We start from the raw sequence: 23,706 nt of genomic DNA on the forward strand, positions 1-23,706 counted from the left end.
ATGAACTTAATTAACCCTAAGGTTTCTACTATATTTTTTGACCAGATTGTTACAATGACGGATTATAATACCGCTTGGGAAAAAATCCAAAGTTGTCTTTATAATCTTTATGGAGAAGCAACATACAATAGCTGGCTAAGTTCACTTAAATTTGTTAGCAGCAGAAATGGAGAAGTCTTATTGTCTGTATCAACAAGGTTTATAAAAGAGTGGATCACAGTTCATTACATGGAAAAGATATTATCATTATGGCAAAACGAGAGTGAAAGTATACGTTCTATTGATATTCAGGTCGCTGAAGAAAAAAATCCAAATTCTAATGTTATACTGAAAAACAGAGAGGATAGTAATCATAGTCTTGGCTCGCCACTTGATCCAAGGTTCACTTTTGATAATTTTGTAGTGGGAAAACCGAATGAATTGGCATTTACAGCAGCAAAGCGTGTGGCAGAATCTGTGGATCCGATACTAGGTAGCAATCCTTTATTTTTGTATGGCGGAGTGGGGCTTGGTAAAACACATCTAATGCACGCCATAGCTTGGCATATAGTCAATTCTCCATCAGCAAAAAGAAAGGTAGTATACTTATCAGCAGAAAAGTTTATGTACCAATATATTACAGCTCTACGAAGCAAAGACATTATGTTATTTAAAGAGCAATTTAGATCAGTGGATGTATTGATGGTAGATGATGTGCAATTTATCAGTGGTAAAGACAGTACACAAGAAGAATTTTTTCACACTTTCAATGCATTGATAGACCAAAATAAGCAATTGGTTATATCAGCTGATAGGTCTCCTAGTGATCTTGATGGAGTGGAAGAAAGAATAAGATCACGACTCGGTTGGGGGTTGGTGGCAGATATTAATGAAACAACTTTTGAATTAAGGCTTGGTATATTGCAGGCAAAAGTGGAGCAGATGAATATGTATGTTCCGAAAGATGTCCTAGAGTTTTTAGCAAGGAACATAAAATCTAATATAAGAGAATTAGAAGGAGCATTAAATAAGGTTACCCATACCTCATTGATTGGAAGAAGTATGACGGTAGAATCAGCTAGTGAAACCCTAATCGATCTTCTTAGGTCAAATCATAGGTCGATCACAATAGAAGAAATACAAAAGAAAGTAGCTGAATTTTTCAATATAAAGGTTGCAGATATGCAATCCAATAGAAGACTTCGCAGTCTTGCAAGGCCAAGACAAATAGCTATGTATTTTGCCAAAAAATTTACGCAAAAAAGCCTACCAGATATTGGGAGAAACTTTGGTGGCAGAGACCATGCTACCGTTATACATGCAGTAAAACAAGTAGAAAATTTTATAAAGACCGACTCAAAATTTGCTGATGAAATCAATCGATTAAAAAAAATGTTTAAGTAGCGTTTTTAAAATAGCTAATAACAAGTCCTAAAATGAATCTACTATAGTTTTAATCCGTTTAAGTTTAAAATCTTCTGTTAGCTTCGCAGAATACATTTCCTTATTGTGTTGATTATAGAAGGTAAATTCCTGATCATCTAAGTTTAGTATTGCAAAGCCAAAGCCGAAAAAATTTCTAACCTCGTGTGCTAAGTAGTTTCTACCATTTGGATAGTCGAATTCTACATTTTGATAAACATGCTCTTGGTCTTGAGCGTGTAATGATGCACCGCCATTTCCAACTATAATCTGGTCTGGAACGTTATCCATTAAAAAAATCTGGGCTATATGAATGTGGCCAGAAACTATGGTAGTAACATTGCTTGGAAATTTATCTCCAAAAGCTTCAATTTGTGTAAGATTACCATGGCTTTTTAATGTCAAAAATTCTTTTTTTGGAGATCTCCAAAGCGGTTTATGAGTTAAAAACCACGTGGGCTTATCTTGTATCAATTTATCAAATTGCCTTTCAAAAGCATCAATTGTGCTTTGGGTTGTAAAAATATCCTCACCGGATGAAGAGTCGAAGATAAAAAATTTCATTGGTCCAGCATCTAAGGACCAACTAGAAACGAAGTTTCCACATTTTTCAGACGAAAAGGGGTATGAATCTAGATATCTGAACCATCCTTCATAAGCTCTCTTACAACTCTCATGGTTTCCACGAACAAAAAGGAAAGGGGATTGTAATGAAATATCCTTTGCAGGCTCAAACCAATCAGCGTACCAAGCTTTTTTATTATATCCATAAATATCGCCACACTTTTTTGTATTTCTACATTTTGTTTGTCTATAATGATAATCACCAACATGGATAATTAAATCTGGTTTATGAAGGGCGATTGAATCTAAATTTTTTTTTAAAGGCCAGCTATCTACCGAATTACATTCCTGCTGAAATAACATATTTATTCTACAACCTGTATCACCAATAAAAGCAATTTTATTAACCTTTTCTGGTAATATAGGAACTCGTAGATCCTCAATACTAATGTTTTTGGCACTTGTTTGTACTGTCAGTTCACAAACTGTTTCGTTATGATCACCATTGTTAATTGAGTTGCGATTCAGCATTTCTATTTCTTTGCCATCGACATAAACAAAGGGACACATGTCATTGTCTGTAATTGCACGTATGCTTAATTTATTTTCTGGGATAACTTGAGACCATGTGTATAATATCTGTGCATGGACGAAATGAAAGCTAGTTATAAGAGAGAGAGCTAAAAAAATAAAGATATTAGCTACATTCATTTGTGTAAAAACCTAAGTTAAAAATTAAAGGTTATCTTAAATGGTTAAAATTTATAATCAAATTATACAAGTAATTTCTAGATTATTCTAGTATCAGATTGACACTCTAGATGAAAAATTCTAAAATGATTAAATAATTTAAAATAATTATATAAAAACTAGAATATAGTGCGGCCGTGGTGGAATTGGTAGACACGCAGCGTTGAGGTCGCTGTGGCTCATAAGGCCTTGGAAGTTCGAGTCTTCTCGGCCGCACCAGTTTTTTTATCGCTGTTTAGTATGGGTAAAAATGTTTATAGGAAATCAAAGTAGCAATAAGGTAGAAAGGGCTATTAGCGAAGTCAGGCGCGGCCGGCCAATTGTAATATATGATGAAAGTAATTACCTATTGCTTGCTGCTGCTGAGGTTTTAGAAAGAGATTTGTTTAATCAATACAAGCTTATATCAAGCAATGTATATGTTACTTTAACTTCAAGTAAGGTAGAATACATATCTCAGAATAAAGAACATAGCAGCAAACGTCTGTTGATAAGCAATTTTGATGAACTGCTCCATTTAATAAACTGTTCAAAGGAAGATAGCATAAAAGAGTTGCAATGCTCAAAGACAATAGATGAATATGCTGTTGCCTTGCTTAAGTTCTCAGAATTATTGCCATACGCGTTAGTAGCTGATATGACTTTTGAGAATAAGCATGAAATGCGAAATTGGTGTAAAGAAAATGACATTATTGTACTAGATACGTTACTCGTAAATGATTTTCAACAAAATCAGAGTGTGTATGAAGTGTGCAAAACATCATTATTTTTAAAACAGACTCAAGAAGTAGATATCATATCTTATAGAACAGAAAGTGGTGGAAGAGAACATCATGCAATTATCATTGGCAATCCAGATAAAGATGACGAACCATTAGTAAGAATTCATTCTTCGTGCTATACGGGTGACTTGTTAGATAGCTTATCATGCGATTGCAGAAGTCAATTACATCAAGCAATTCAAATGATAGCTGACTCTGGAAGTGGTATTATATTGTATTTGATGCAAGATGGAAGAGGCATTGGTTTAACTAATAAGTTAAGAGCGTACAGTGTGCAAAGAGGACATAATCTTGATACTGTTGATGCAAACAGAATATTAGGTTTTGAAGATGATGAAAGGAGTTTTGCTGTTGCAGCTAAAATGCTTAAGAAATTGAACATTAACAAAATCCAATTACTTACAAACAATAATAGGAAATTGTCAGAATTGGAAAGTAGTGGTATAGGAGTTACAAAGTGTCTACCACTTATTGTGGAACGTAATAAATATAACGATTCGTATATGGAGACAAAGTTTGGTAAGCTAGGCCATAAGTTAAGAGTTTTTTAGCTTTTTTGTTGTAACTACTTTGTTAATTTACTATGTTTTTTAACACAAGTTAAGATTTTTAGGAATACTAGAATGCTAAGATTTTTTAAGCGAGAAAAAAATACTGAATCCTTAGATAAGGATATAGATTGGAATTCAAACCGCTACAGCACAGTTGTTGCTCAAAGGAATATTCTACTTTTATTTGCATTAATATTATTAGCAACGATCTCTATCAGCATATTAGTCATATTTAAAATTAGCACAAGTAGCACTATTGAGCCATTTGTTATAGAAATTGACAAGAAATCAGGAATAGTACAATTGGTTGATCCTGTCACAGTAAAGCAGTATTCTGCAGATGAAGCGCTAAACGAATATTTTATTTCAGAGTATATAAAAGCAAGGGAGGTTTTTGATCCATATCATTATAATTATAACTATTATACAAAGGTGAGGTTGTTTTCCTCATCTAATGTGTATAATGAATTTAGAAATTACATAGGATCGCAGAATATGGATGATCTTTTTAATTTATACTCAGATACCAAAAGTAAATTTAAAATTCGTTCAATTCAAAAATTGGGTAACGATGCTCTTCAGGTGAGGTTTTTTGTGGAATTTACACGGAAAGATGGAAGTTCCACAAGAAAAAATAAGATAGTTATTATGTCATATAGATATGCATCGCTTGAAATGAATGATCAGCAAAGATATATTAACCCATTAGGATTTCAAGTTATTTTATATAGAGTAGATGATGAATATGTATAGGATATTATTAGTTTTAGCTTTACTTGTAAGTAGCAATTTAAACGCATCCATTAATTATAATGAGCCTATTTCTGTAGATAGTAGAATAAAGACTTTTGTGTATAGCCCTAATGAAGTATTTACGGTGGTTTTTAGTCAAGGTTACTATTCTTATATTGAATTTGCAGAAGGAGAAAAAGTTAAAAATATCGCTGTTGGTGATGCATCAAGTTGGAAAATTAATCCTTATGACAATAAATTGCTTATCATGCCATTTGAAGTTAGTAGCCGCACTAACATGATTATTACGACAACTAAAAAAAGAAATTACATTTTTGATTTAATCTCAAGGCCAAATTACGATAAATACCCAGATACTGATGCTAAGAAAGTGGGTCACGATTATTCTGCTGAAAAGGATATATCTTACGTAGTACGTTTTTATTATCCTCAAGAAGAAGGTGAATTTGATGTTGATTTAGATGAGGTTTCTTTACCTACTCAAATGCAATATACTACAGACAAGCCAGAAAAAATAATACAAGAAAATGATACGAAGTACAATTATACATATATTGATGAAGGTGGTAATGCGGATATAGTTCCAATTGAGCTATTTGATGATGGTTATTTAACCTATTTAAAATTTAGAAATAATAATAGAATACCTCAGATTTTTGTAGAAGAGGAGGATAAACCTTGTAAAAGGCTGTTATTTGATGATTATGTTATAATAAAAGGAGTACATAAAAAGCTATTTATGCGTTATGAAGATGGTGAAGTTGAAATTATAAATAGGTCACTTTAGCTGTGGTATATGCAATATGAATAAAGAAAGGCGTAACAATTCAGAAGATGAATCAGAAATAGAGAACAAGGTAGTAACAGTTGGCTCTAATCAAGGTCATAGGGCATTGATGGTCATTATTTTAGTGCTTCTGATTGGTGGAGTGTATTATCTCTATTTTAGTCCTTCTCATAAAGAGGGTTCAGAAGTTATTAAAGAGGAAACAAAGCAAAATGTTCAAGAATTGAAGGGAAAGTTGGAACAAGTTCCAGATAATGTAATGGTTCCTGAAAGAATAATAACTGATCCCTTACCACCCTTACCTCCTCTTCCTACACCGCCAATCATACCAGAAATAAAACAAATTAGAAAAGAAGAAGAGAAACCAAAAGAAACTCCTGTGTCAAATATACCTATTTTGCCAAAGCAAAATTTTCCTTCTAGTAATATTATGGGCAATTTACCTACCTCATTTCCTACAATAGGGGGTGGCGGTTATCCTAGAGACAGACGTAGTGTACAAATGTTAACAATTTCAAGTGATGGTGGAGAAAACAAGGCTGCTGATGCTATTTTATCTGACACTTCAGCACAATCGAGCAAAGCTACCAGAGTAGGAAAGCTTGGTTTAATGGTTACTCAAGGTAAAATTATTGATGCCGTTCTTGAAACTGCAATAAGCTCTGATCTGCAAGGAATGCTGCGTGCTATGGTGAGTAGAGATGTTTATGCAGAAACTGGTGATACAGTTTTAATACCTAAAGGCTCAAGATTGATAGGCAGTTATTCATTTGACTCGAATGTCGCAAGAGCTCGTGTAAATATAAATTGGAACAGAGTGATTCTGCCACATGGAATAGATATTGCTATCTCATCACTTGGTATTGATGAGCTTGGTAGAGCAGGGATAGCAGGAATGGTTGATAATAAAATAGTAAGTGTATTATTCTCTTCAGTTGCACTTGCTGGTGTTTCAATTGGTTCAGCTGTTATAGGGCAAAAAGCTTCTAATCTTGTTAACGAATCAACCGTTATGGGCATGGTGAGATTTATTACTGCAACTGAAATAGATCTTTCCTCACTCAAAGATGTTATTAAATTAGAAGGAGAAGGGGAAATATCTAGTGACAAATGGAAACTTGGTCTTAGAGCTATTGGAAAAATTCGGAACGCTAAAAATGAGCAGGATTTGCTGAAAATAATGAAAAAGGAAATAGCAAAAGCACTAAGCATTAATGAGGGTAATGTGAATATAAGCCTAGAAGATGTAAATCAACTATTACAACAATTTCAAAGAGAAAGCAAGTCTGTTTATGAAGAAGCAATAGGGAAGTCAATCAATGATTTTTCTAAAGATATGCGAGATATAGTTAACAAACATACAGATAAAGAACCAACTGTTTATGTTGATCAAGGCACCGCATTGAAAGTATTTGTTAACCAAGATATAGTATTCCCTCCACAGGCAATATTAAATCAATGAAATGAATTATGCTGCACTTGATACATATTTGGAGCCATTACAAGGCATATTTCAAGAAGAAGGCGTAAATGAAATATCAATAAATAAGCCAAAGGAAGTATGGATTGAAAATCGCGGTGAAATAAGATGTGAAAAGTTAGAAATATTTGACCTTAGCCATTTAAAATCTCTTGGCAGATTGATTGCTCAAGCTAAAGAACAAAAACTTAGCGAAGAAGCACCGTTACTTTCGGCAACATTACCAAATGGTTATCGTATACAGATAGTATTTCCACCAGCATGTGAACCTGATAAAGTAGTCATGTCGATTCGTAAGCCTTCTAGCATGCAATTAGCACTCGATGATTACGAAAAAATGGGGGCTTTTTCTGAAACTGTTACAGAAGCAACTGATAATCCAGTTGACCGTCATTTGGATTTACTATTAAGGCAAAAAAAAATAAAAGAGTTTTTAGAATACGCTGTAATAAGTAAGAAAAATATTATAATTAGCGGTGGAACTTCCACTGGTAAGACTACTTTTACTAATGCTACTTTGCGTGCTATTCCAACTGAGGAAAGAATTATTACTGTTGAGGATGCAAGGGAAATCGTTTTGAACGAACATCCCAATAAAGTCCATCTAATTGCCTCTAAAGGAGGGCAGGGCAGAGCAAAAGTAACCACTCAAGATTTGATAGAGGCGTGCTTACGTTTAAGGCCAGACAGAATAATAGTTGGTGAGCTCCGTGGAGCGGAAGCTTTTAGTTTTCTTAGGGCGATAAATACTGGTCATCCTGGATCAATATCAACTCTTCATGCGGATAGTCCAACAATGGCCCTTGAGCAAATAAAATTGATGGTTATGCAGGCAAATCTTGGCATTCCTCCAGACCAAATTATACCATACATTAGAAATGTGATTGATATTGTTATTCAGCTAAAAAGAACCAGTGGGGGCAAAAGAAGCATTTCTGAGATATTATTTACTAGATCTGCGAGCGAAAATGCTTAAATTTATACATAAGTTAAAAAAGAGTAGTTTATGAGTAATGGAAATCACCTACGTAATATTCTCATAGGAGGTGTAGTAGCTTTTAGCGTACTTGAGTTTTGCTTCTATCTATCTGGTATATTGTTCTTTCTATTAGTTGACGGTCCGGATGCTGTGGATTTTAAGGCAATTAATCCTAGTTTGACGCCTTTCCCTCAAGCTCTTTGGCCAACGATTTTTGATCATATACAATATTGTTGGCACCACCCAGAGTTATATAGCCTTGAGCTCAAATTTAAATTAATTCTATCTTCTACAATGCCTATTGTTGTTTTAATGATTATCTTATGGAACTTAAGAGAAAGGATAATTGAGTGGCGACCATTTAAAAAGAAAGAATCACTTCATGGAGACTCGCAGTGGGCATCAGAGAAAGACATACGAAAAGCAGGATTAAGAAGCAAAAAGGGATTATTGCTTGGTAAAGATAAAAGAGGATACTTTATTGCTGATGGGTTTCAGCATGCATTGTTATTTGCACCTACAGGTTCTGGTAAGGGCGTTGGCTTTGTAATTCCTAATTTATTATTTTGGACTGACTCGGTAATTGTACACGACATAAAATTAGAAAACTATGAAATAACAAGTGGTTGGCGAGAACGACAAGGACAAAAAGTATACGTATGGAATCCAGCGCAGCCAGATGGAATGAGTCACTGTTACAATCCATTACAATGGATTAGTAAAAAACCTGGACAGATGGTTGACGATGTGCAAAAAATAGCTAACCTCATCATGCCTGAACAAGACTTTTGGCAAAATGAAGCAAGAAGCTTATTTGTTGGAGTGGTATTATACTTACTTGCTGCACCAGAGAAAGTTAAATCTTTTGGTGAAGTTGTGCGTACGATGCGTAGTGATGACGTAGTTTATAATCTTGCTGTTGCTCTTGATACAATGGGTAAAATAATACACCCTGTAGCATATATGAATATTGCAGCTTTTTTACAAAAAGCTGATAAAGAAAGGTCGGGTGTTGTATCAACTATGAACTCATCGCTTGAATTATGGGCAAACCCGTTGATTGATACTGCAACTGCGTCAAGTGATTTTAATATTTTAGATTTTAAAAAGAAGAAAACTACAGTTTATGTTGGTTTAACTCCTGACAACTTGACTAGGCTCAGGCCTTTAATGCAGGTTTTTTACCAACAGGCAACTGAGTTTCTATGTAGGAAATTGCCATCGGATGACGAGCCTTATGGCGTATTGTTTTTAATGGATGAGTTTCCTACACTTGGAAAAATGGAGCAATTTCAAACAGGTATTGCATATTTTCGTGGTTATCGAGTTAGGTTATTCTTAATTGTTCAAGATACTGAGCAGCTCAAAGGAATATACGAAGAAGCAGGAATGAACTCCTTTTTGTCAAACTCGACTTACAGAATAACTTTTGCAGCCAATAATATTGAAACAGCTAATTTAATATCGCAACTTATAGGAAACAAAACTGTACAACAAGAATCGTTGAATAAGCCTAAATTTTTAGATTTAAATCCTGCTTCAAGGTCGTTGCATATCTCTGAAACACAGAGGGCATTGCTATTGCCTCAAGAAGTTATTATGTTGCCACGCGACGATCAGATAATTTTAATAGAGTCAACTTACCCAATTAAATCAAAGAAAATTTTGTACTACAGTGATACCACCTTCACAAGAAGGCTGCTTAAACAAACTCGTGTGCCTACACAAGAACCATATGACCCAAACAAAGTTCTTTCTGCCGCTGCGAGCAAAGATAAGGTTAATAACGAGGGGAATAATGCTCTTGAGGGACCTAATTCAGTTGATTATCCTGCTGAAACTAAAACTGAAGATGCAGTGTATGATGAATCAGATGAATTTGCAGACGAAGATATTGATGATGAAGATATCGACGATAAGTTTGAAGATGATGATGACGGGTTTGATGACGAGAGGAGCGATGATGGATTTGATGACGAAGAAGAGGAGGATGAATTTGAAGATGAGGATATTGACGATAAATTAAAAAATGACGAGAAGTAAGGTTAACTTTGCCTATTTTTAGCTCAGGAAAGTGCAAAATAATTAGGTTTTTCATATTAAGCCATTTTTAATTAATTAGTATTAGAGTAGCTAATTTAACTAGGGGAGTAGTAATGATTAGTAAGAAAACATTAGCGGTTACAGCATTTGCTTTGCTGCTGTCACAACAATCTTTTGCAAGTGAAACAGAAGGGTTTTACTTTGGCAGTGGGTATTACGGTCAATATTTAAATTACATGGGTGAGTTGAAAGCAAAAATTGGAGATAAGGATGCTGCAGATACTAATAAGGTATCTATGAATGACAGGGATGCTCAGAATACAGAAGGTCAATTACTAAGTAAGTATAAAGGAGATTATAATCCGCCTTTTGCTGCAAATGTAGCATTGGGTTACACAGGAGAATTGGGTAGCAACAGCTACAGAGTTGAATTAGAAGGAATGTATTCTTCTGTAAAAGTGGATAATATTGGTTTAGCAAGCAGTCAAATGACCGCGTCATACGTAAAAGTAGTTAAAAATAAAAATAATGCAGAAGAAAAACATTTATATGGTGCTATAGTGAATCATGACCAAATTGAGAACATATCTGTAATGGCAAATGTTTATCATCATTGGAAAAGTGACCGTTTCTCTTTTTCTCCTTACATTGGTATTGGAATCGGTGCAACAAGAATGACAATGTTTGAAAAACCGTCAATAAGACCTGCAGGTCAATTAAAAGCTGGCTTTGATTATCGCATAAATGAAGATGTAAATATGCATATCGGATATAGAGGTTTTGGTGTTATGGGTAACAATTTTATATTTCAAGCAATGCAGAAAGCAGTAAAAAAACCAGATGGTACATCTAGTATTATTGATGAAAAAGATGCACTAAAAGAGGATATAAATGTAGGTAATCAACTATTTCACACACACGGCATAGAGGCTGGCCTTACTTTCCATTTTGCTAGTAAAGCTTAAACATGTTGCCCTTTAAAAAATGCATAAAACCGTTTCTGTCATCCTATGGCTTGACCATAGAATCTAGTTAAATATAGATCCCAGTGTCACGCATTGGGATGATGAGGTAGAGGGTACTGGGGTGACATAGGATAATATGAGATGAAGGAAGAAAACATTAGCTATGTTTTTTGCATAACAATGCATCTCTTCATTCCTGCCAAATCATATACATATTCCTGAAAAGCTAATTTGTATGAGGGTATTATTTTGTCAATATCATTTTGATCTTCACCTATCTCCAATATTGCAAACCCATTTTTTTTAAGGCACTTTTTCAATATTGGAAAAATACTCAAATAACAGCTCAAACCATCAATTCCACCATCAAGAGCAATTCTTGGTTCCTTTTGCACTTCTGCTTGCAGGTCCTTCAATTTGCTTCTTTTAATATATGGAGGATTACTGATTATAAGATCGAATGAACCTCTGCACTCTGTCCATGAGCTTGGAAATATTTTGGCTCTGCTGAGAAGATCATGTTTCTTTGTGTTCTGATAGGCAACTTTGTATGCTTCCAAGCTTTTTTCAAAACCGATACCAATGGCATATTCATACTCACTAAGTACGGATATCAATAAACAACCTGTGCCTGTACCAAAATCTGCAATTTTTAGTTTCTGCTTTTTATTTGGGTAATATTTTAACACTGCTAGGATTATTGTTTCACTATCTGGTCTTGGATCCAAAACATGCTGGTTAACTATAAAATTTTTACTCCAGAATTCACGATTACCTATTATTTGCGATATTGGATATCTTTCCGCTCTTTTTTTTGTTAATTTCCAAAATAGAAGTTCTTTGTCTCTTGGTACCTGATTAGTGTGATTCATAATTATGAATGATCTTTCCACTCCAAGTACGTGCTGCATGATGATTTCACAATCTAAATGTGGTGATTCAACTTTATGTGACGATAATAACTCCGATCCTTCTTGAATTAAAGTGCTGATTGTTTTCATTATTCTAAAAATGTGCTCCTTTCAACCACAAACGGTGAGTATAATAGCTAACTAAAATAAGGCTTACCTTCCTGTCATCCTATGGCTTGACCATAAGATCTAGTTAAAAAAATTCTAGATTCCAGTGTCAGCTACTTGCATGACACCATTTGCTATGTGGATTACCTTAGCCTAAAATAACTGCATCAGATCCCAGCGTCAAGCACTGGGATACTTAACCGTCATACCACCACAGACCGTCATACCGCCGCGGTATCTCTTAGCCGCTAACAAGCAGCAGAACGTCATACCGCGATTCATTCGCGGTATCTCATCCGCTAACAAGAGATCCCGCTGCGGGATGACGAATTGCTTAACCGTCATACCACCACAGACCGTCATACCGCCGCGGTATCTCTTAGCCGCTAACAAGCTAGCAGACCGTCATACCGCGATTCATTCGCGGTATCTCATCCGCTAACAAGAGATACCGCGGCGGTATGACGGTTGTCGTTTAGCTACAAACATTAAGAAATTTACCAAACGAAAAAAAAGGCAAAAGAAGCCCCGAGTAGCGAGTTTTGACTCTATATTACTGTAAGTGGCGCTGTAATAATGTGCTAACGCTTAAAATAAGCGCGACTTGGCTGAATGTAGAAAAAATAAAAAAGACATGCAGCCGCTATAATTTTATGTAATCCGCCAATAAATACTCTGAGTTTTTTACTGAATTTTGTCATTGAGCCTGCAGGTCAAAAACAAGTTTTGAGTCATAAATACCCTTAATACTACAATAAGGGACCTGGCGAGGTTTGTCAAGCAAGTTTTTTCATTTTTATGGGTTAGTTGGTACGCGCTTTGCCTTTTAACAGATGTAAAAGCACAATTATTACGAACAACATTCCACCAATAACTGATATAGCTCCACCCGCAATAAAACAAGCACGTGCCAACATTGATGAAATATTTGGCAGATCTGCAACTTTTCTTAAGGCACCATATCCACCAAGCCATATAAGTCCAGTAATATGGAGAAAATGCCCCACACTGTACGCATAAATCTGTAATCTTACCATGGAACTTTTTACCTCTTTAAAGTTTAATTTAGGTAACAGCCAATAAATGAAATTCATAAAAGCTATAGTGATCCCAACTACAGAACCATGATAATGAGCGGGAATGGTGACATTTCCTTCAATAGTCAGCACTCCAAGCACATCTCCATAAATGAACAATAAAAATGAATGTAGTAAATAGTTGCTTTTATCATTAGTAAAAGTCCTGATGTTGCAGCACACTAATATTATCAAAAAGCACGGCAAAACTGCTCCAGCAATTCTCATATGCCAAGTAAAAAACTGTATTAACTTGGCACTATCAACTGGATAAACAAAATATACAAACGGTGCACCTATAGCCAAAATCGTGTTTATAAACAGCGGTAAAATAGTAATTTTATTGCTTGAAGCTAAACTAACATCACTAATTATTAAATACACTAAAAACATCCCTTGAGTAAAAGCAAACTGCAATAAATGTTCGCTTCCCCAAAAGAGATATTCGTAAAACAAATTCTTATCTGAGTGATATAGATCTGGAGGCATATTTTGATATGCTAAAACAAAGCAAAGAAATGATGAAACAAGTATAATAACCAGCCCGATTTGCCCCACAGAGAGAAATGAAACCTCTTTTTTTGATGTGTATGCTAGCATTGCATTTACTAATATACTGGTAGTAAACAAACCAAGACCAAATAAGAATAATTTGTTTTGTAATACGGGAATATAGTTACTTTTGATAACTTCAGTGTTTGGAACGAATGCGGATATAAACATGAGCAGCATCGAAAGGGTTGATAGAACCCATGAAAAGTTAAACCAACTATTGGTATTTTGTAGGTTTATGATAAAGAGCAGAGATATTATAGAGCACATCCACACCAAAATTGACAAGTTCACGTGTATTACCAGCGCATTATCAAAGATATATTGTGCGGAGGGAATGAAGGAGGAAATAAAAGGCAATCGCAGAAAAATAACGATTATTGACAGCAACCCAGAGCAAGCAAGGGCACATACTGCTAAGAATATCCATCTTTTACAAAGTGTAGCGTTATTTTGTATGTTGAGCATGGTCTTTCTTACTTTTAGGTACTATAATACAAGACAGTGTACATTTTTCAAATTGATATGCGTAGTTCAAATGAAGGACATAACAACAAAGCAAGTCATGTCCTTCATCTTGAAAATGCTGCGTCCATTTCCATTTTATATAGGAATAGTATTACTGACAGGATTAGTCTGGGCTATCGATATTTCCTTTAATCCATACTTAATAAAAGTTATTATAGATTGTGTTTCAATATCAGATGCAGATAATCTTTTTCGTAATATAGCAACTCCTGCTGTATCCTATGTATTAATATTATTTTTACTTGAGTGCCTTGCTAAATTATACGGTTATTTTTTTGAAATTAAGATGATTCCTAATCTTCGTAAAAACATTTAATATCTTCTTAATCTAATGCTTCAATGTTTCCGACATAGGAAAAGTATCATCTTTATTTTCTATAGAGGAAGGCATACTATTTTGATTATCATCACCATCAATTGGAGTAGTAGGGTGCATTAAAGCAACTTTCATAACTTCATCAATATTCTTAACAAAAACTACGTTGATCCCCTCTTTGATGCTTGCAGGGATCTCTTGCATATCTTTCTCATTTTCACTTGGTATAATCACAGTTTTGATTGATCCTCTGAGCGCTGCAAGCAATTTTTCTCTCAAGCCCCCAATAGCTAAAACTCTACCACGCAATGTCACTTCGCCTGTCATAGCAACATTTTTGTTAACTGGTGTATTTGTCATAAGAGAAACAATAGACGTACATACCGCGCTGCCAGCAGAAGGGCCATCTTTTGGTACAGCACCCTCAGGTACATGCAAATGTATATCATTATTTTGGAATTTTTCGGGCTTTATACCAAAAAACAAACAATTTGATCGAATATAACTATACGCAGCTTTTATAGATTCTTGCATAACCTCTCCAAGCTTTCCTGTGTATTTTATTTCTCCCTTGCCCGGAATTAGGACTGATTCTATCATCAAAATATCACCACCTGTTTCAGTATAGGCAAGCCCAGTTACTACTCCCACTAAACTCTCATTTTCTGCAATACCAAAGGTATATTTACGTACCCCTAAATAATCTTGTAAATTGTCAACCCCTACGGATATTCTCTTATTTTTATCAGTCAATATTTCTTTAACTGCCTTTCTCATGAGCTTTGCAAGCTCCCTTTCCATACTCCGTACACCACTTTCACGTGTATATAAACGTATCAACTTGTATAACGCCTCATTAGTTATGTCCCATTCCTTCTGATACAAACCATGCTCCTTCTTTAACTTCGGAATAAGGTGGTGTGTAGCAATACTGATTTTTTCATCTTCAGTATACCCGGACAATTGTATAATTTCCATCCTATCACGCAAAGGATGTGGCAAATTTAAGCTGTTTGCCGTAGCTACAAACATTACACTTGAAAGATCAAACTCAACTTCCAAGTAATGATCCGTAAAGTGTTTATTGTGCTCAGTATCTAAAACCTCAAGTAATGCAGATGCAGGATCGCCACGCGAATCAGAACCCATCTTATCTATTTCATCAAGCAGAAAAAGCGGGTTGCATGAATTAGCTTTTTTCATGTGTTGAATGATTTTACCAGGCATTGAGCCAATATAAGTTTTCCTATGTCCTCGTATCTCAGACTCATCACGCACACCACCAAGAGCTATGCGAACAAAATCTCTTCCTACTGCTCCTGCCATAGACTTAGCTAAAGAAGTTTTACCAACACCTGGCGGTCCAACCAAGCAAAGTATAGGACCTTTTATCTCTTTTACTCTTTTTAATACTGCTAAAAATTCTATTATCCTATCTTTTACTTTCTCTATGCCATAATGATTTTCATCTAAGATTTTCTTAGCTGCATTTAATTTAATTTTTGCATCTTTGTGCTTTCCCCACGGCAAATCAAGTAACCAATGCAAGTAACTAGATATAACTGTAGCTTCAGGAGAAATGGGATTCATTTTCTTGTATCTCTTCAAATCAGTTATAGCTTTCTCTCTTGCTTCCTGAGAAAGCTTTGTTTCATTTATCTTTTTTTCAAATTTATTGAGTATATTCCCTTCATCACCATTCTCAAATTCGTCTAATTCTTTCTGTATAGCTTTCAATTGCTCGTTAAGGTAGTAAACTTTCTGAGTGCTTTCAACTTGCGATTTAATTGTCTTATATAAACGGTTTTGTGCGTTCAAAATACTTATTTCTCTCTCAATAAAAGCAAAAGCTTTTTTTAAACGCTCTTTTGGGTCATAAGCCTCAAGTATGCTTTGTTTATCCGATACTTTTATATTTAAATGTGAAGCTACCGTGTCTACAAGCTGATCAACTTCTTTGATTTGATCAATGGGGTTAATGGCAACTTCAGGCTGATTTTTCTTGTTTAGCTTACACCAGCTATCGAACGCGTCTATAACAGATCGCCTTGAAGCTTCTAAATCAATATTGTCTTCATCTTCTTTATAATGATTGTCTAACTCTACCCTGGCTTGTAATAAAGTATGAGAGCTAATATATTCTACAACTCTTCCCCTTCTTATCCCCCGGATTATAACTTTTACTGCATTGTCAGGCAATTTTATTAATGGTTGTATAATGTTTGCTAACACACCTACTTCATAAAGATCTTCAGGCTCTGGATTATCAACAGAGCCATCTTTCTGTGCTACAAGAAAAATCTCATTTTGGTGACTACTACTACTTGTTGCATATTCTAGTGCATTAACAGATTTTTCTCTGCCTATGAATAAAGGCACCATTATATTTGGAAAAATTACTACATCTCTTAAAGGTAATACTGGCAATGCAGTAAAACTAGAGCTCACAGCACGTTCAATGTTCATAATATACGCCTCAAATTAATCATTAACCGTTATAACATTGCCATTATTATTATGATTAACCGTTGCTTTTCCTAATTCTACCATTTTCTTAGTGATTACTATAGTGCTACCTTCAAAATCTCCGTTTCCAGCTGTATACATAACGTCAAGCAAAAGTGACTCCAAGATAGCACGTAACATTCTTGCACCTGTTTTATAGCTTATAGCCTTTTTAGCAATAGCTGATATTGCTTCATCTGAAAACTCAAGGTTTACTTTGCTAAACGCAAGCAATGCTTTGTACTGTTTTATTAGTGCATTCCTTGGCTCTGTCAACACATATATTAAATCTTCATGATCCAACTCATCTAAAACAGCAGTTATTGGAACCCGCCCTACAAATTCGGGTATTAAACCGAATTTGATTAAATCTTCAGGTTGAACATCATGTAAAGCATTCTTTTTCTTTTGCTCTTTAGACTGACTTATATCTGCTCCAAAGCCAACTGACGTTCCCTTTTTTCTCGCCTCAATAATCTTATCGAGGCCTTCAAAAGCTCCTCCACAAATAAATAGTATGTTACTAGTATCCACTTGTATAAACTCTTGTTGTGGGTGTTTTCGCCCTCCTTGTGGCGGAACATAAGCAACTGTACCCTCTATAATCTTAAGCAGAGCTTGCTGGACCCCTTCACCTGAAACGTCACGGGTTATTGAGGTGCTTTCAGATTTTCTTGTAATCTTGTCTATTTCATCTATAAACACTATACCACGCTGTGCTTTTGCAATGTCATAATTTGCAGCTTGTAATAAACGCGACAACACGCTTTCTACATCATCACCCACATAACCTGCCTCAGTTAAAGTTGTTGCATCAGCCATAGCAAATGGCACATCTGAAACTTTAGCAAGTGTTTTGGCTAGCAAAGTCTTACCAGAACCAGTGGGACCAATAAGCATTATATTTGACTTCTCGATTTCAATATCACTTATAGCATGAAATTGTACCATGGATTGACAATGGTTATACATAGCTACAGATAAAACGTGTTGCGCGTGTTCTTGACCTACAACATGCTTGCTGAGAAAGTTTTTTATATCCTCAGGTTTCTTTAGTAATAGCTTCATATCAGATATACGATCTGAATTAAAAGATCTATCTTTCTTTTGACTTATTGCTTTATGGGATAATTCTATGCACTCATTACAAATAAACACCTTTAAACCATCCGAGGAGTTAGTAATCAATTTATCTACTTCATCTTGCGCCTTGTTGCAAAAAGAACAGTAGTGTAAATCATTGTTGTTATCCATTAACCCACCTTTTGTTTAACTTTAATATTTTCAATTTCAATATCTGTACGCTCAGCTATCACCTTGTCAATTAAGCCAATTTTCCTTGCTTCCTCAGGATCCATGAATTTATCTCTTTCCATCATTCCTTCAATTTTCTTTAGTGAATTTCCAGTATGTTTTTCATAAATTTGATTTAGTTTTTTCTTAACTCGCAAAATTTCATTAGCATGTATTTCTATATCAGTTGCTTGACCATGATAACCACCAGATGGCTGATGTATCATAATTCTTGAATGAGGTAGAGAGTAGCGCTTACCTTTTGTACCAGATGCAAGCAATAAGGAACCCATAGACGCAGCTTGACCTATACATAAAGTTGAAACGTCTGGGTTTATATACTGCATTGTATCGTAGATCGACAAACCAGCAGTTACAACACCACCTGGTGAGTTGATGTACATAAAAATGTCTTTATCGGGATTTTCCGATTCTAAAAATAAAAGCTGTGCTACTATTACACTGGCCATGTTGTCCTCAATAGGACCTGTTACGAAAATTATTCTTTCTTTCACTAGTCTTGAATATATGTCATAAGCACGCTCACCGCGACTAGTTTGTTCAACTACAATTGGTATAAGAGTCATACCTTTTCCTATTAAATATTATCAAATAATTCCTTTAATTCTTTCACAGAAGCAATCTGCTCTTCTTTACTAACTTTTTCTATTATATAATCTGTCACTTTATACTCAAGCGCTTGCCCTCTAACTAATTCTTGAAATTGTTTATTTGATTCAAAATGCTTAAGTACTCTGTCAAACGGTACATCCTTACTGACATATTGATTTACAATAACATTCAAAACATCATTTTGAGTTAATGATATTTTATGTTCTGCACTAAATTTCATAAATAACATAGCAAGCTTTACACGTTTTTCAGCTTCTTTACGAGAATCATTTTGAGCACCCAGTTCTCCTTCCATTCTTTGTTGCTCCTGTTTTACTATGTCTGTGGGTAAATCAAAACTATAATTAGCATCCAAATAATCAAATAGCTCCTTTTTAATTAAGAGATTTCTCATTTCGGTGCACTGATCACCAATCATTTTTTTTGCATGACTTATTAGCAAAGAATAATCCTTAAAACCAATACTCTTAGCTATTTCATCATCATTTTCAAAATCTTTGGCAATGTGAATCTCATTAACTCGCACAGAAAAATCAGCTTCCTGTCCTGCAAGGGAAATGGCTTGGTAATTTTCGGGAAATTTCAACTTAAAGTTCTTTGTTTCTCCCTTTTTCATACCAGTTAATTGATCTTCAAAACCATTAATAAATGTGCCAGACCCTAAATTAACGGCAAAATTTTTGCTACTTCCACCCTGAAAGAGCTTATTCCTAATCCGCCCTTCAAAATCAATTATCAATTTATCCCCATCTTTCGCTTGATAAGAAGCATCATCAACAGAGGCGAAATTGGGGAACTTTGTTTTGATAGAATCAATAAATTCTTTTATATCTTCCTCTTCAATCTTTGCTTCAATTTTCTTTAAGTTTATTTTGTTAAGATCTATCATCGGTACTTCAGGCATCGACTCAAAAGATAGCTTGTATACAAAATTGCCCTCCTCATTTTCTTTGCCCAGATCTGGTAATGATATAACATCAATCTTAGGATAAATGTGAGACTTGACTTCAATTTTTTTCATCAAATCACTTGAGCAATAATCAATTGTATTATTTATCACATATTCCAAAGCTTCATTTTTATAATTTGCAACAACAAGGTCATAGGGCATCTTTCCAGCCCTAAATCCAGGTGATTTTGCATTTTCTGCTATCTCTTGCAACCTGGAATTTACCTTTTGTTTTATATAATCACTACTAACTGTGATTTCATACTCATACTTTAGTTTATCTATACTAAGCTCTTTGTAGGTATATACGCTACTTACTTCGACTGTATTTTGAGGTATATTATTAGACATCATAATTCATTTATTAACATTTTAATTCATATCTTAATAGAGTCATTTTACCAGAATTTAAGTTAAACACAATCCTTAAGAACAGGTTTTTATACAAACAAAAGTGTATTTAGTGATTATAAATTTTCCCTTAAAACCTAAGTTACATGACTTTAAAGTGCGGATAGAGGGACTTGAACCCCCACGAGCAAGCTCACCAGGACCTAAACCTGGCACGTCTACCAATTCCGCCATATCCGCAAGAAATTTTCAGTACCCTATTATAGGTATTCCATTAAAAATATTCAAGGTTTAAAGTCTTACTTAATTTATAGTATTTACACAATCAAAAAAGCTTATTAACATTTCTTAATGAAAGCTCTAAATCCTGAAAATCAATAATGAGATTAATAACAAGCTTCCTACTCGCAATTTTTTTGATTACACAAAGTGGTTGCACAACCCTTATAATAGGTGGTGTGGTGGCTACAGCGACAGCGATAACAATGCAGGACAAATCCTTGGGAAATATCATTGATGATACAACTATGGTCATTAGAATTAATAAGGGGCTCTTAAAACATGGGCTATTTTCATCCATAAAGGTCAAAGTAAGTGAAGGAAGAGTATTGCTCATTGGAAGTGTTGACACTCCTGAAAAACAACTTACAGCAGAAAAAATAGCTTGGCAGCAAAAAGAAATTAAAGAAGTGATAAATGAAATAAGAGTAATACCAATTCAAATGGCTTCCATGCTAGACACTACTGTAGATGGCATGATAACAGCGGAAATAAGAACAAGACTTCTGGGGAAAAGAAATATTAAATCAATTAATTATAGCGTTAATACGGTTGATAGAGTTGTTTATTTGATGGGTATAGCCCAAAATAAAGCGGAGTTAAAAGCTGTAATATCAATTGCAAGAAAAGTAAAGGGAGTAAAACAAGTTGTAAGTTATGTACGATATAGGTACAGTAAATTACGCCATTAGGCAAAAATCGCCTTCAAATTATAACATTTGTACAGTTGTGACAATAGGTAGAGAACATAAATGAAAGTTGCTTTTCAGATGGATGAAAATATAAATTTTGAAACTGACACTACATTCGTGCTAATAAAGGAAGCACAAAGGAGGGGACATGAAGTTTTTATCTATGCTCCTAACAATTTAGCACTAAAGCTAAACCATCCAATTGCTCTGGCTCAGAAAGTCAATGTTGATGATTTTAGTTTTATCTCCAAAAAAGATGTAGCTATCAACTTGAATGAAATGGACATCATATTTATCAGACAAGATCCACCCTTTGATATGCGTTATATTACAACAACATATATCTTAGAAAAAACCAGCGCATTGGTAATTAACAATCCAACAGAAATAAGGAATTGTCCTGAAAAACTGATAACTTCATTATTTCCAGAGCTAATTCCGCCAACTTTGATAACTGAAAATATATCACTGATTAGAGATTTTTACTGCAGTTATAAAGATATTATTCTGAAGCCGTTGTATAGTTATGGAGGAAACGATGTAATAAGAATACGAGATGAAAACAGTATTCAAGTGGTAGTGGATCTCATGATAGCAAAATATGAATGTCCTGTAATTGTGCAATCATTTTGTAAAAACATAGATAAAGATAAAAGAATATTGCTACTTTATGGTCAACCAATTGGAGTAATAAAACGAGTTCCAAAAGTTAGTGGAGAGATCAGAACAAACATGCGACTTGGAGCAAGTTTTGACCCCACTCAAATGAATGATAGAGACAATCAAATATGTAACAAAATTGGTCCTGAATTAAAGAAAAGGGGGCTAATATTTGTTGGTATTGATATTATAGATGACTTCTTGCTCGAAATTAACACAACTTCACCCACGGGAGTAGTTTATATCAATAAATTATATAATATATCGCTAGAAAAAGACCTTTGGGATGTGTTTGAAGAAAAAGCAAGCAGCCATCAACTAAACCTGTGAACAATTACCTTAACAAACTCAGTAGTCCCATTCTTTATCCCTGTTTTTTTTGTATTATTGGTCATATCACGCAATTTTTGAGAATTATTGAATAGATCAAATAGTAACTCTGTTAGATTTTTTTTTGCTTCACTATTCTGCTCAACTATCATAGCTGCTCCCGAATCTTCAATATATTTTGCATTATAAAATTGGTGGTTATCTTTTGAGTCAGGGTAAGGAATGTATATAGCAGCGCGCCTAGCGAGAGTGATCTCTGCTATTGAAGTTGCTCCTGCTCTGCTAATTACCAAGTGAGCATTGGCCAATCTATTTTCCATATCATCAAAAAATTCACTCAATTCACAATCGATCTTTTCACTTTTGTATAGACTCTTGACCTTGTTTATATTTTTCTTCGTACATTGCTGCGTCACTCTAATTTTCTTTTTCATTTTAATAGTTAAATCACAAATTACGCTGCTTACTACATCATCAAAAAAATTTGCACCTTGGCTACCTGCTATGACTAATATGTTTAGGGCTTTCTCAGTGCTAGAATGGCTCTGTGCTTTTATATCAATAAAATTTCCTGTAAAAACGCATTTACTACCTTCTGCATACTTAGTCTCCGGAAAGCTGGTTGCAATTAATTTTGCACTCTTGAAAAAGAATCTATTTACTCTTCCTAAAACTGTATTTTGTTCATGTAAAATTATAGGTATAGAAAGAACCCTTGCTGCAAGAAGAGTTGGAAAAGAAGCATAGCTACCAAAACCAATTACTAATCTTGGCTTCAATTTTCTGATTTTATATATTGCTAGCACACAACTATACATTAATAAAAGGAAAAACTTAAATTTGTTGCCGCTTGGTCTACGTAATGGTAAAATATAGCTTTCTATGTCGATATTTTTATTTGTTTTTTTATCAGTGAATAATATGCAATTGTATCCTTGTGTCTTTAGTGCTTTTGCTAAGGCTATGGCCGGAAAGATATGCCCGCCTGTGCCACCTGTTGCTAAAATAATATCCATTTGTAAATCTAGATTATTAACTGTTATTTAATAATTTGCACGTAGAATTTTATTAAGCTTTATAATAGTTGAGTTAGAAATGCCTGAAACTAATAGCAAAAAAGAACCTAATGAGAAAAATAAATCTCAAGAACAAAGAGAAGGCAGAGGCGGAGGTTTTTTAGAACTGCTAAAAAATATAATAAAAATTCTTTTCAATTCGGTTGTTGACCTACCTGAGCACGAGCAGCATAATAAAATGAAAAGCACTAATCTACAACAAGGTTTGGATACTAAAGGAAAAGGCCCAGAAGATCTTCATCCAAAGGCAAAGCTTGAAGTTAAAGAAGCAGCTAAGGGATTGAAAGAAGAGTTACAGAATTCTGATGCTGGTAATCAATCTATTGAAATTAAAGTGCCTAATCAAACTACTACCCAAGACATTGACAACTCTAAAACGATGGAACGTTAGT

The 23,706-nt window shown here is 34.6% G+C and carries 21 protein-coding genes and 2 tRNA genes; 13 read left to right on the forward strand and 10 right to left on the reverse strand.

Annotation, left to right across the window (positions count from 1 at the left end):
• Positions 1-1,383 (forward strand): chromosomal replication initiator protein DnaA, encoded by a 1,383-nt coding sequence (dnaA, locus tag NHG98_RS00005; protein ID WP_096616644.1) that lies wholly within the window; start codon positions 1-3, stop codon positions 1,381-1,383.
• A 27-nt stretch (positions 1,384-1,410) separates the two neighbouring features.
• On the opposite strand, the gene NHG98_RS00010 is transcribed toward dnaA, so the two are convergent.
• Entirely contained in the window at positions 1,411-2,676 is a 1,266-nt protein-coding gene (locus tag NHG98_RS00010) for a metallophosphoesterase family protein (RefSeq protein WP_096616647.1), read from the reverse strand.
• Between the two features lie 170 nt (positions 2,677-2,846).
• Between NHG98_RS00010 and NHG98_RS00015 the strand changes: the two genes are divergently transcribed.
• From NHG98_RS00015 to NHG98_RS00050, 8 genes are all read left to right on the forward strand, one after another.
• A tRNA-Leu gene (locus tag NHG98_RS00015) sits at positions 2,847-2,934 on the forward strand.
• Positions 2,935-2,965: 31 nt separating this feature from the next.
• Positions 2,966-4,048, forward strand: coding sequence for a GTP cyclohydrolase II (locus tag NHG98_RS00020; protein ID WP_096616649.1), 1,083 nt, complete (start codon positions 2,966-2,968; stop codon positions 4,046-4,048).
• 72 nt (positions 4,049-4,120) lie between these two features.
• On the forward strand, positions 4,121-4,801 hold the full coding sequence (locus NHG98_RS00025; RefSeq protein WP_096616652.1) for a VirB8 family type IV secretion system protein: 681 nt from the start codon (positions 4,121-4,123) through the stop codon (positions 4,799-4,801).
• A complete protein-coding gene (virB9, locus tag NHG98_RS00030) occupies positions 4,788-5,588 on the forward strand; it encodes a P-type conjugative transfer protein VirB9 (RefSeq protein ID WP_182183934.1) in 801 nt (266 codons plus the stop codon). Before NHG98_RS00025 ends, virB9 begins: the two co-directional genes overlap by 14 nt.
• A 16-nt stretch (positions 5,589-5,604) precedes the next feature.
• A complete protein-coding gene (locus tag NHG98_RS00035) occupies positions 5,605-7,050 on the forward strand; it encodes a TrbI/VirB10 family protein (protein WP_096616654.1) in 1,446 nt (481 codons plus the stop codon).
• Position 7,051: 1 nt separating this feature from the next.
• Entirely contained in the window at positions 7,052-8,044 is a 993-nt protein-coding gene (virB11, locus tag NHG98_RS00040) for a P-type DNA transfer ATPase VirB11 (protein ID WP_096616656.1), read from the forward strand.
• A 30-nt stretch (positions 8,045-8,074) separates the two neighbouring features.
• A complete protein-coding gene (locus NHG98_RS00045; RefSeq protein ID WP_096616658.1) occupies positions 8,075-10,090 on the forward strand; it encodes a type IV secretory system conjugative DNA transfer family protein in 2,016 nt (671 codons plus the stop codon).
• A gap of 113 nt (positions 10,091-10,203) precedes the next feature.
• Positions 10,204-11,055: a P44/Msp2 family outer membrane protein gene (locus tag NHG98_RS00050; protein ID WP_096616660.1), complete on the forward strand. Its 852-nt coding sequence runs from the start codon at positions 10,204-10,206 to the stop codon at positions 11,053-11,055.
• 161 nt (positions 11,056-11,216) lie between these two features.
• On the opposite strand, the gene prmC is transcribed toward NHG98_RS00050, so the two are convergent.
• The 3 genes from prmC to NHG98_RS00065 all read right to left on the reverse strand — a co-directional run bounded on the left by prmC (position 11,217) and on the right by NHG98_RS00065 (position 14,128).
• Positions 11,217-12,056: a peptide chain release factor N(5)-glutamine methyltransferase gene (gene prmC, locus NHG98_RS00055; protein WP_096616663.1), complete on the reverse strand. Its 840-nt coding sequence runs from the start codon at positions 12,054-12,056 to the stop codon at positions 11,217-11,219.
• A 198-nt stretch (positions 12,057-12,254) separates the two neighbouring features.
• Entirely contained in the window at positions 12,255-12,467 is a 213-nt protein-coding gene (locus tag NHG98_RS00060; RefSeq protein WP_259245408.1) for a hypothetical protein, read from the reverse strand.
• 410 nt (positions 12,468-12,877) lie between these two features.
• Positions 12,878-14,128: a heme-copper oxidase family protein gene (locus NHG98_RS00065; protein WP_310437607.1), complete on the reverse strand. Its 1,251-nt coding sequence runs from the start codon at positions 14,126-14,128 to the stop codon at positions 12,878-12,880.
• On the opposite strand from NHG98_RS00065, the gene NHG98_RS00070 reads away from it, so the two are divergent.
• Positions 14,040-14,546, forward strand: coding sequence for a hypothetical protein (locus NHG98_RS00070; RefSeq protein ID WP_259245592.1), 507 nt, complete (start codon positions 14,040-14,042; stop codon positions 14,544-14,546). The two genes, NHG98_RS00065 and NHG98_RS00070, sit on opposite strands and share 89 nt — an antisense overlap.
• Before the next feature lie 12 nt (positions 14,547-14,558).
• Here NHG98_RS00070 and lon read toward each other — a convergent pair whose 3' ends face one another.
• From lon to NHG98_RS00095, 5 genes are all read right to left on the reverse strand, one after another.
• Positions 14,559-17,012, reverse strand: coding sequence for an endopeptidase La (gene lon, locus NHG98_RS00075; RefSeq protein WP_096615987.1), 2,454 nt, complete (start codon positions 17,010-17,012; stop codon positions 14,559-14,561).
• Between the two features lie 15 nt (positions 17,013-17,027).
• On the reverse strand, positions 17,028-18,305 hold the full coding sequence (clpX, locus tag NHG98_RS00080; protein ID WP_096615989.1) for an ATP-dependent Clp protease ATP-binding subunit ClpX: 1,278 nt from the start codon (positions 18,303-18,305) through the stop codon (positions 17,028-17,030).
• The gene (gene clpP / locus NHG98_RS00085) at positions 18,305-18,931 is read right to left on the reverse strand and encodes an ATP-dependent Clp endopeptidase proteolytic subunit ClpP (protein WP_096615991.1); all 627 of its coding nucleotides are present in this window, start codon (positions 18,929-18,931) and stop codon (positions 18,305-18,307) included. The genes clpX and clpP overlap by 1 nt, the downstream gene beginning before the upstream one ends.
• An 11-nt stretch (positions 18,932-18,942) precedes the next feature.
• Positions 18,943-20,277 (reverse strand): trigger factor, encoded by a 1,335-nt coding sequence (tig, locus tag NHG98_RS00090; RefSeq protein WP_096615993.1) that lies wholly within the window; start codon positions 20,275-20,277, stop codon positions 18,943-18,945.
• Between the two features lie 158 nt (positions 20,278-20,435).
• Positions 20,436-20,517, reverse strand: a tRNA-Leu gene (locus tag NHG98_RS00095).
• A 140-nt stretch (positions 20,518-20,657) separates the two neighbouring features.
• On the opposite strand from NHG98_RS00095, the gene NHG98_RS00100 reads away from it, so the two are divergent.
• On the forward strand, positions 20,658-21,248 hold the full coding sequence (locus NHG98_RS00100; RefSeq protein WP_096615995.1) for a BON domain-containing protein: 591 nt from the start codon (positions 20,658-20,660) through the stop codon (positions 21,246-21,248).
• Between the two features lie 60 nt (positions 21,249-21,308).
• Positions 21,309-22,238, forward strand: a complete 930-nt coding sequence (gshB, locus tag NHG98_RS00105) for a glutathione synthase (protein WP_096615997.1) — start codon at positions 21,309-21,311, stop codon at positions 22,236-22,238.
• Here the strand turns inward: gshB and murG are convergent.
• Positions 22,223-23,254: an undecaprenyldiphospho-muramoylpentapeptide beta-N-acetylglucosaminyltransferase gene (gene murG, locus NHG98_RS00110; RefSeq protein WP_096615999.1), complete on the reverse strand. Its 1,032-nt coding sequence runs from the start codon at positions 23,252-23,254 to the stop codon at positions 22,223-22,225. The two genes, gshB and murG, sit on opposite strands and share 16 nt — an antisense overlap.
• Before the next feature lie 61 nt (positions 23,255-23,315).
• Between murG and NHG98_RS00115 the strand changes: the two genes are divergently transcribed.
• Positions 23,316-23,705, forward strand: coding sequence for a hypothetical protein (locus NHG98_RS00115; protein WP_096616001.1), 390 nt, complete (start codon positions 23,316-23,318; stop codon positions 23,703-23,705).
• Position 23,706 lies beyond the last annotated feature (1 nt).

The sequence above is a fragment of the Wolbachia endosymbiont of Aedes albopictus genome (assembly GCF_024804185.1).
Lineage (GTDB): Bacteria > Pseudomonadota > Alphaproteobacteria > Rickettsiales > Anaplasmataceae > Wolbachia > Wolbachia pipientis_B.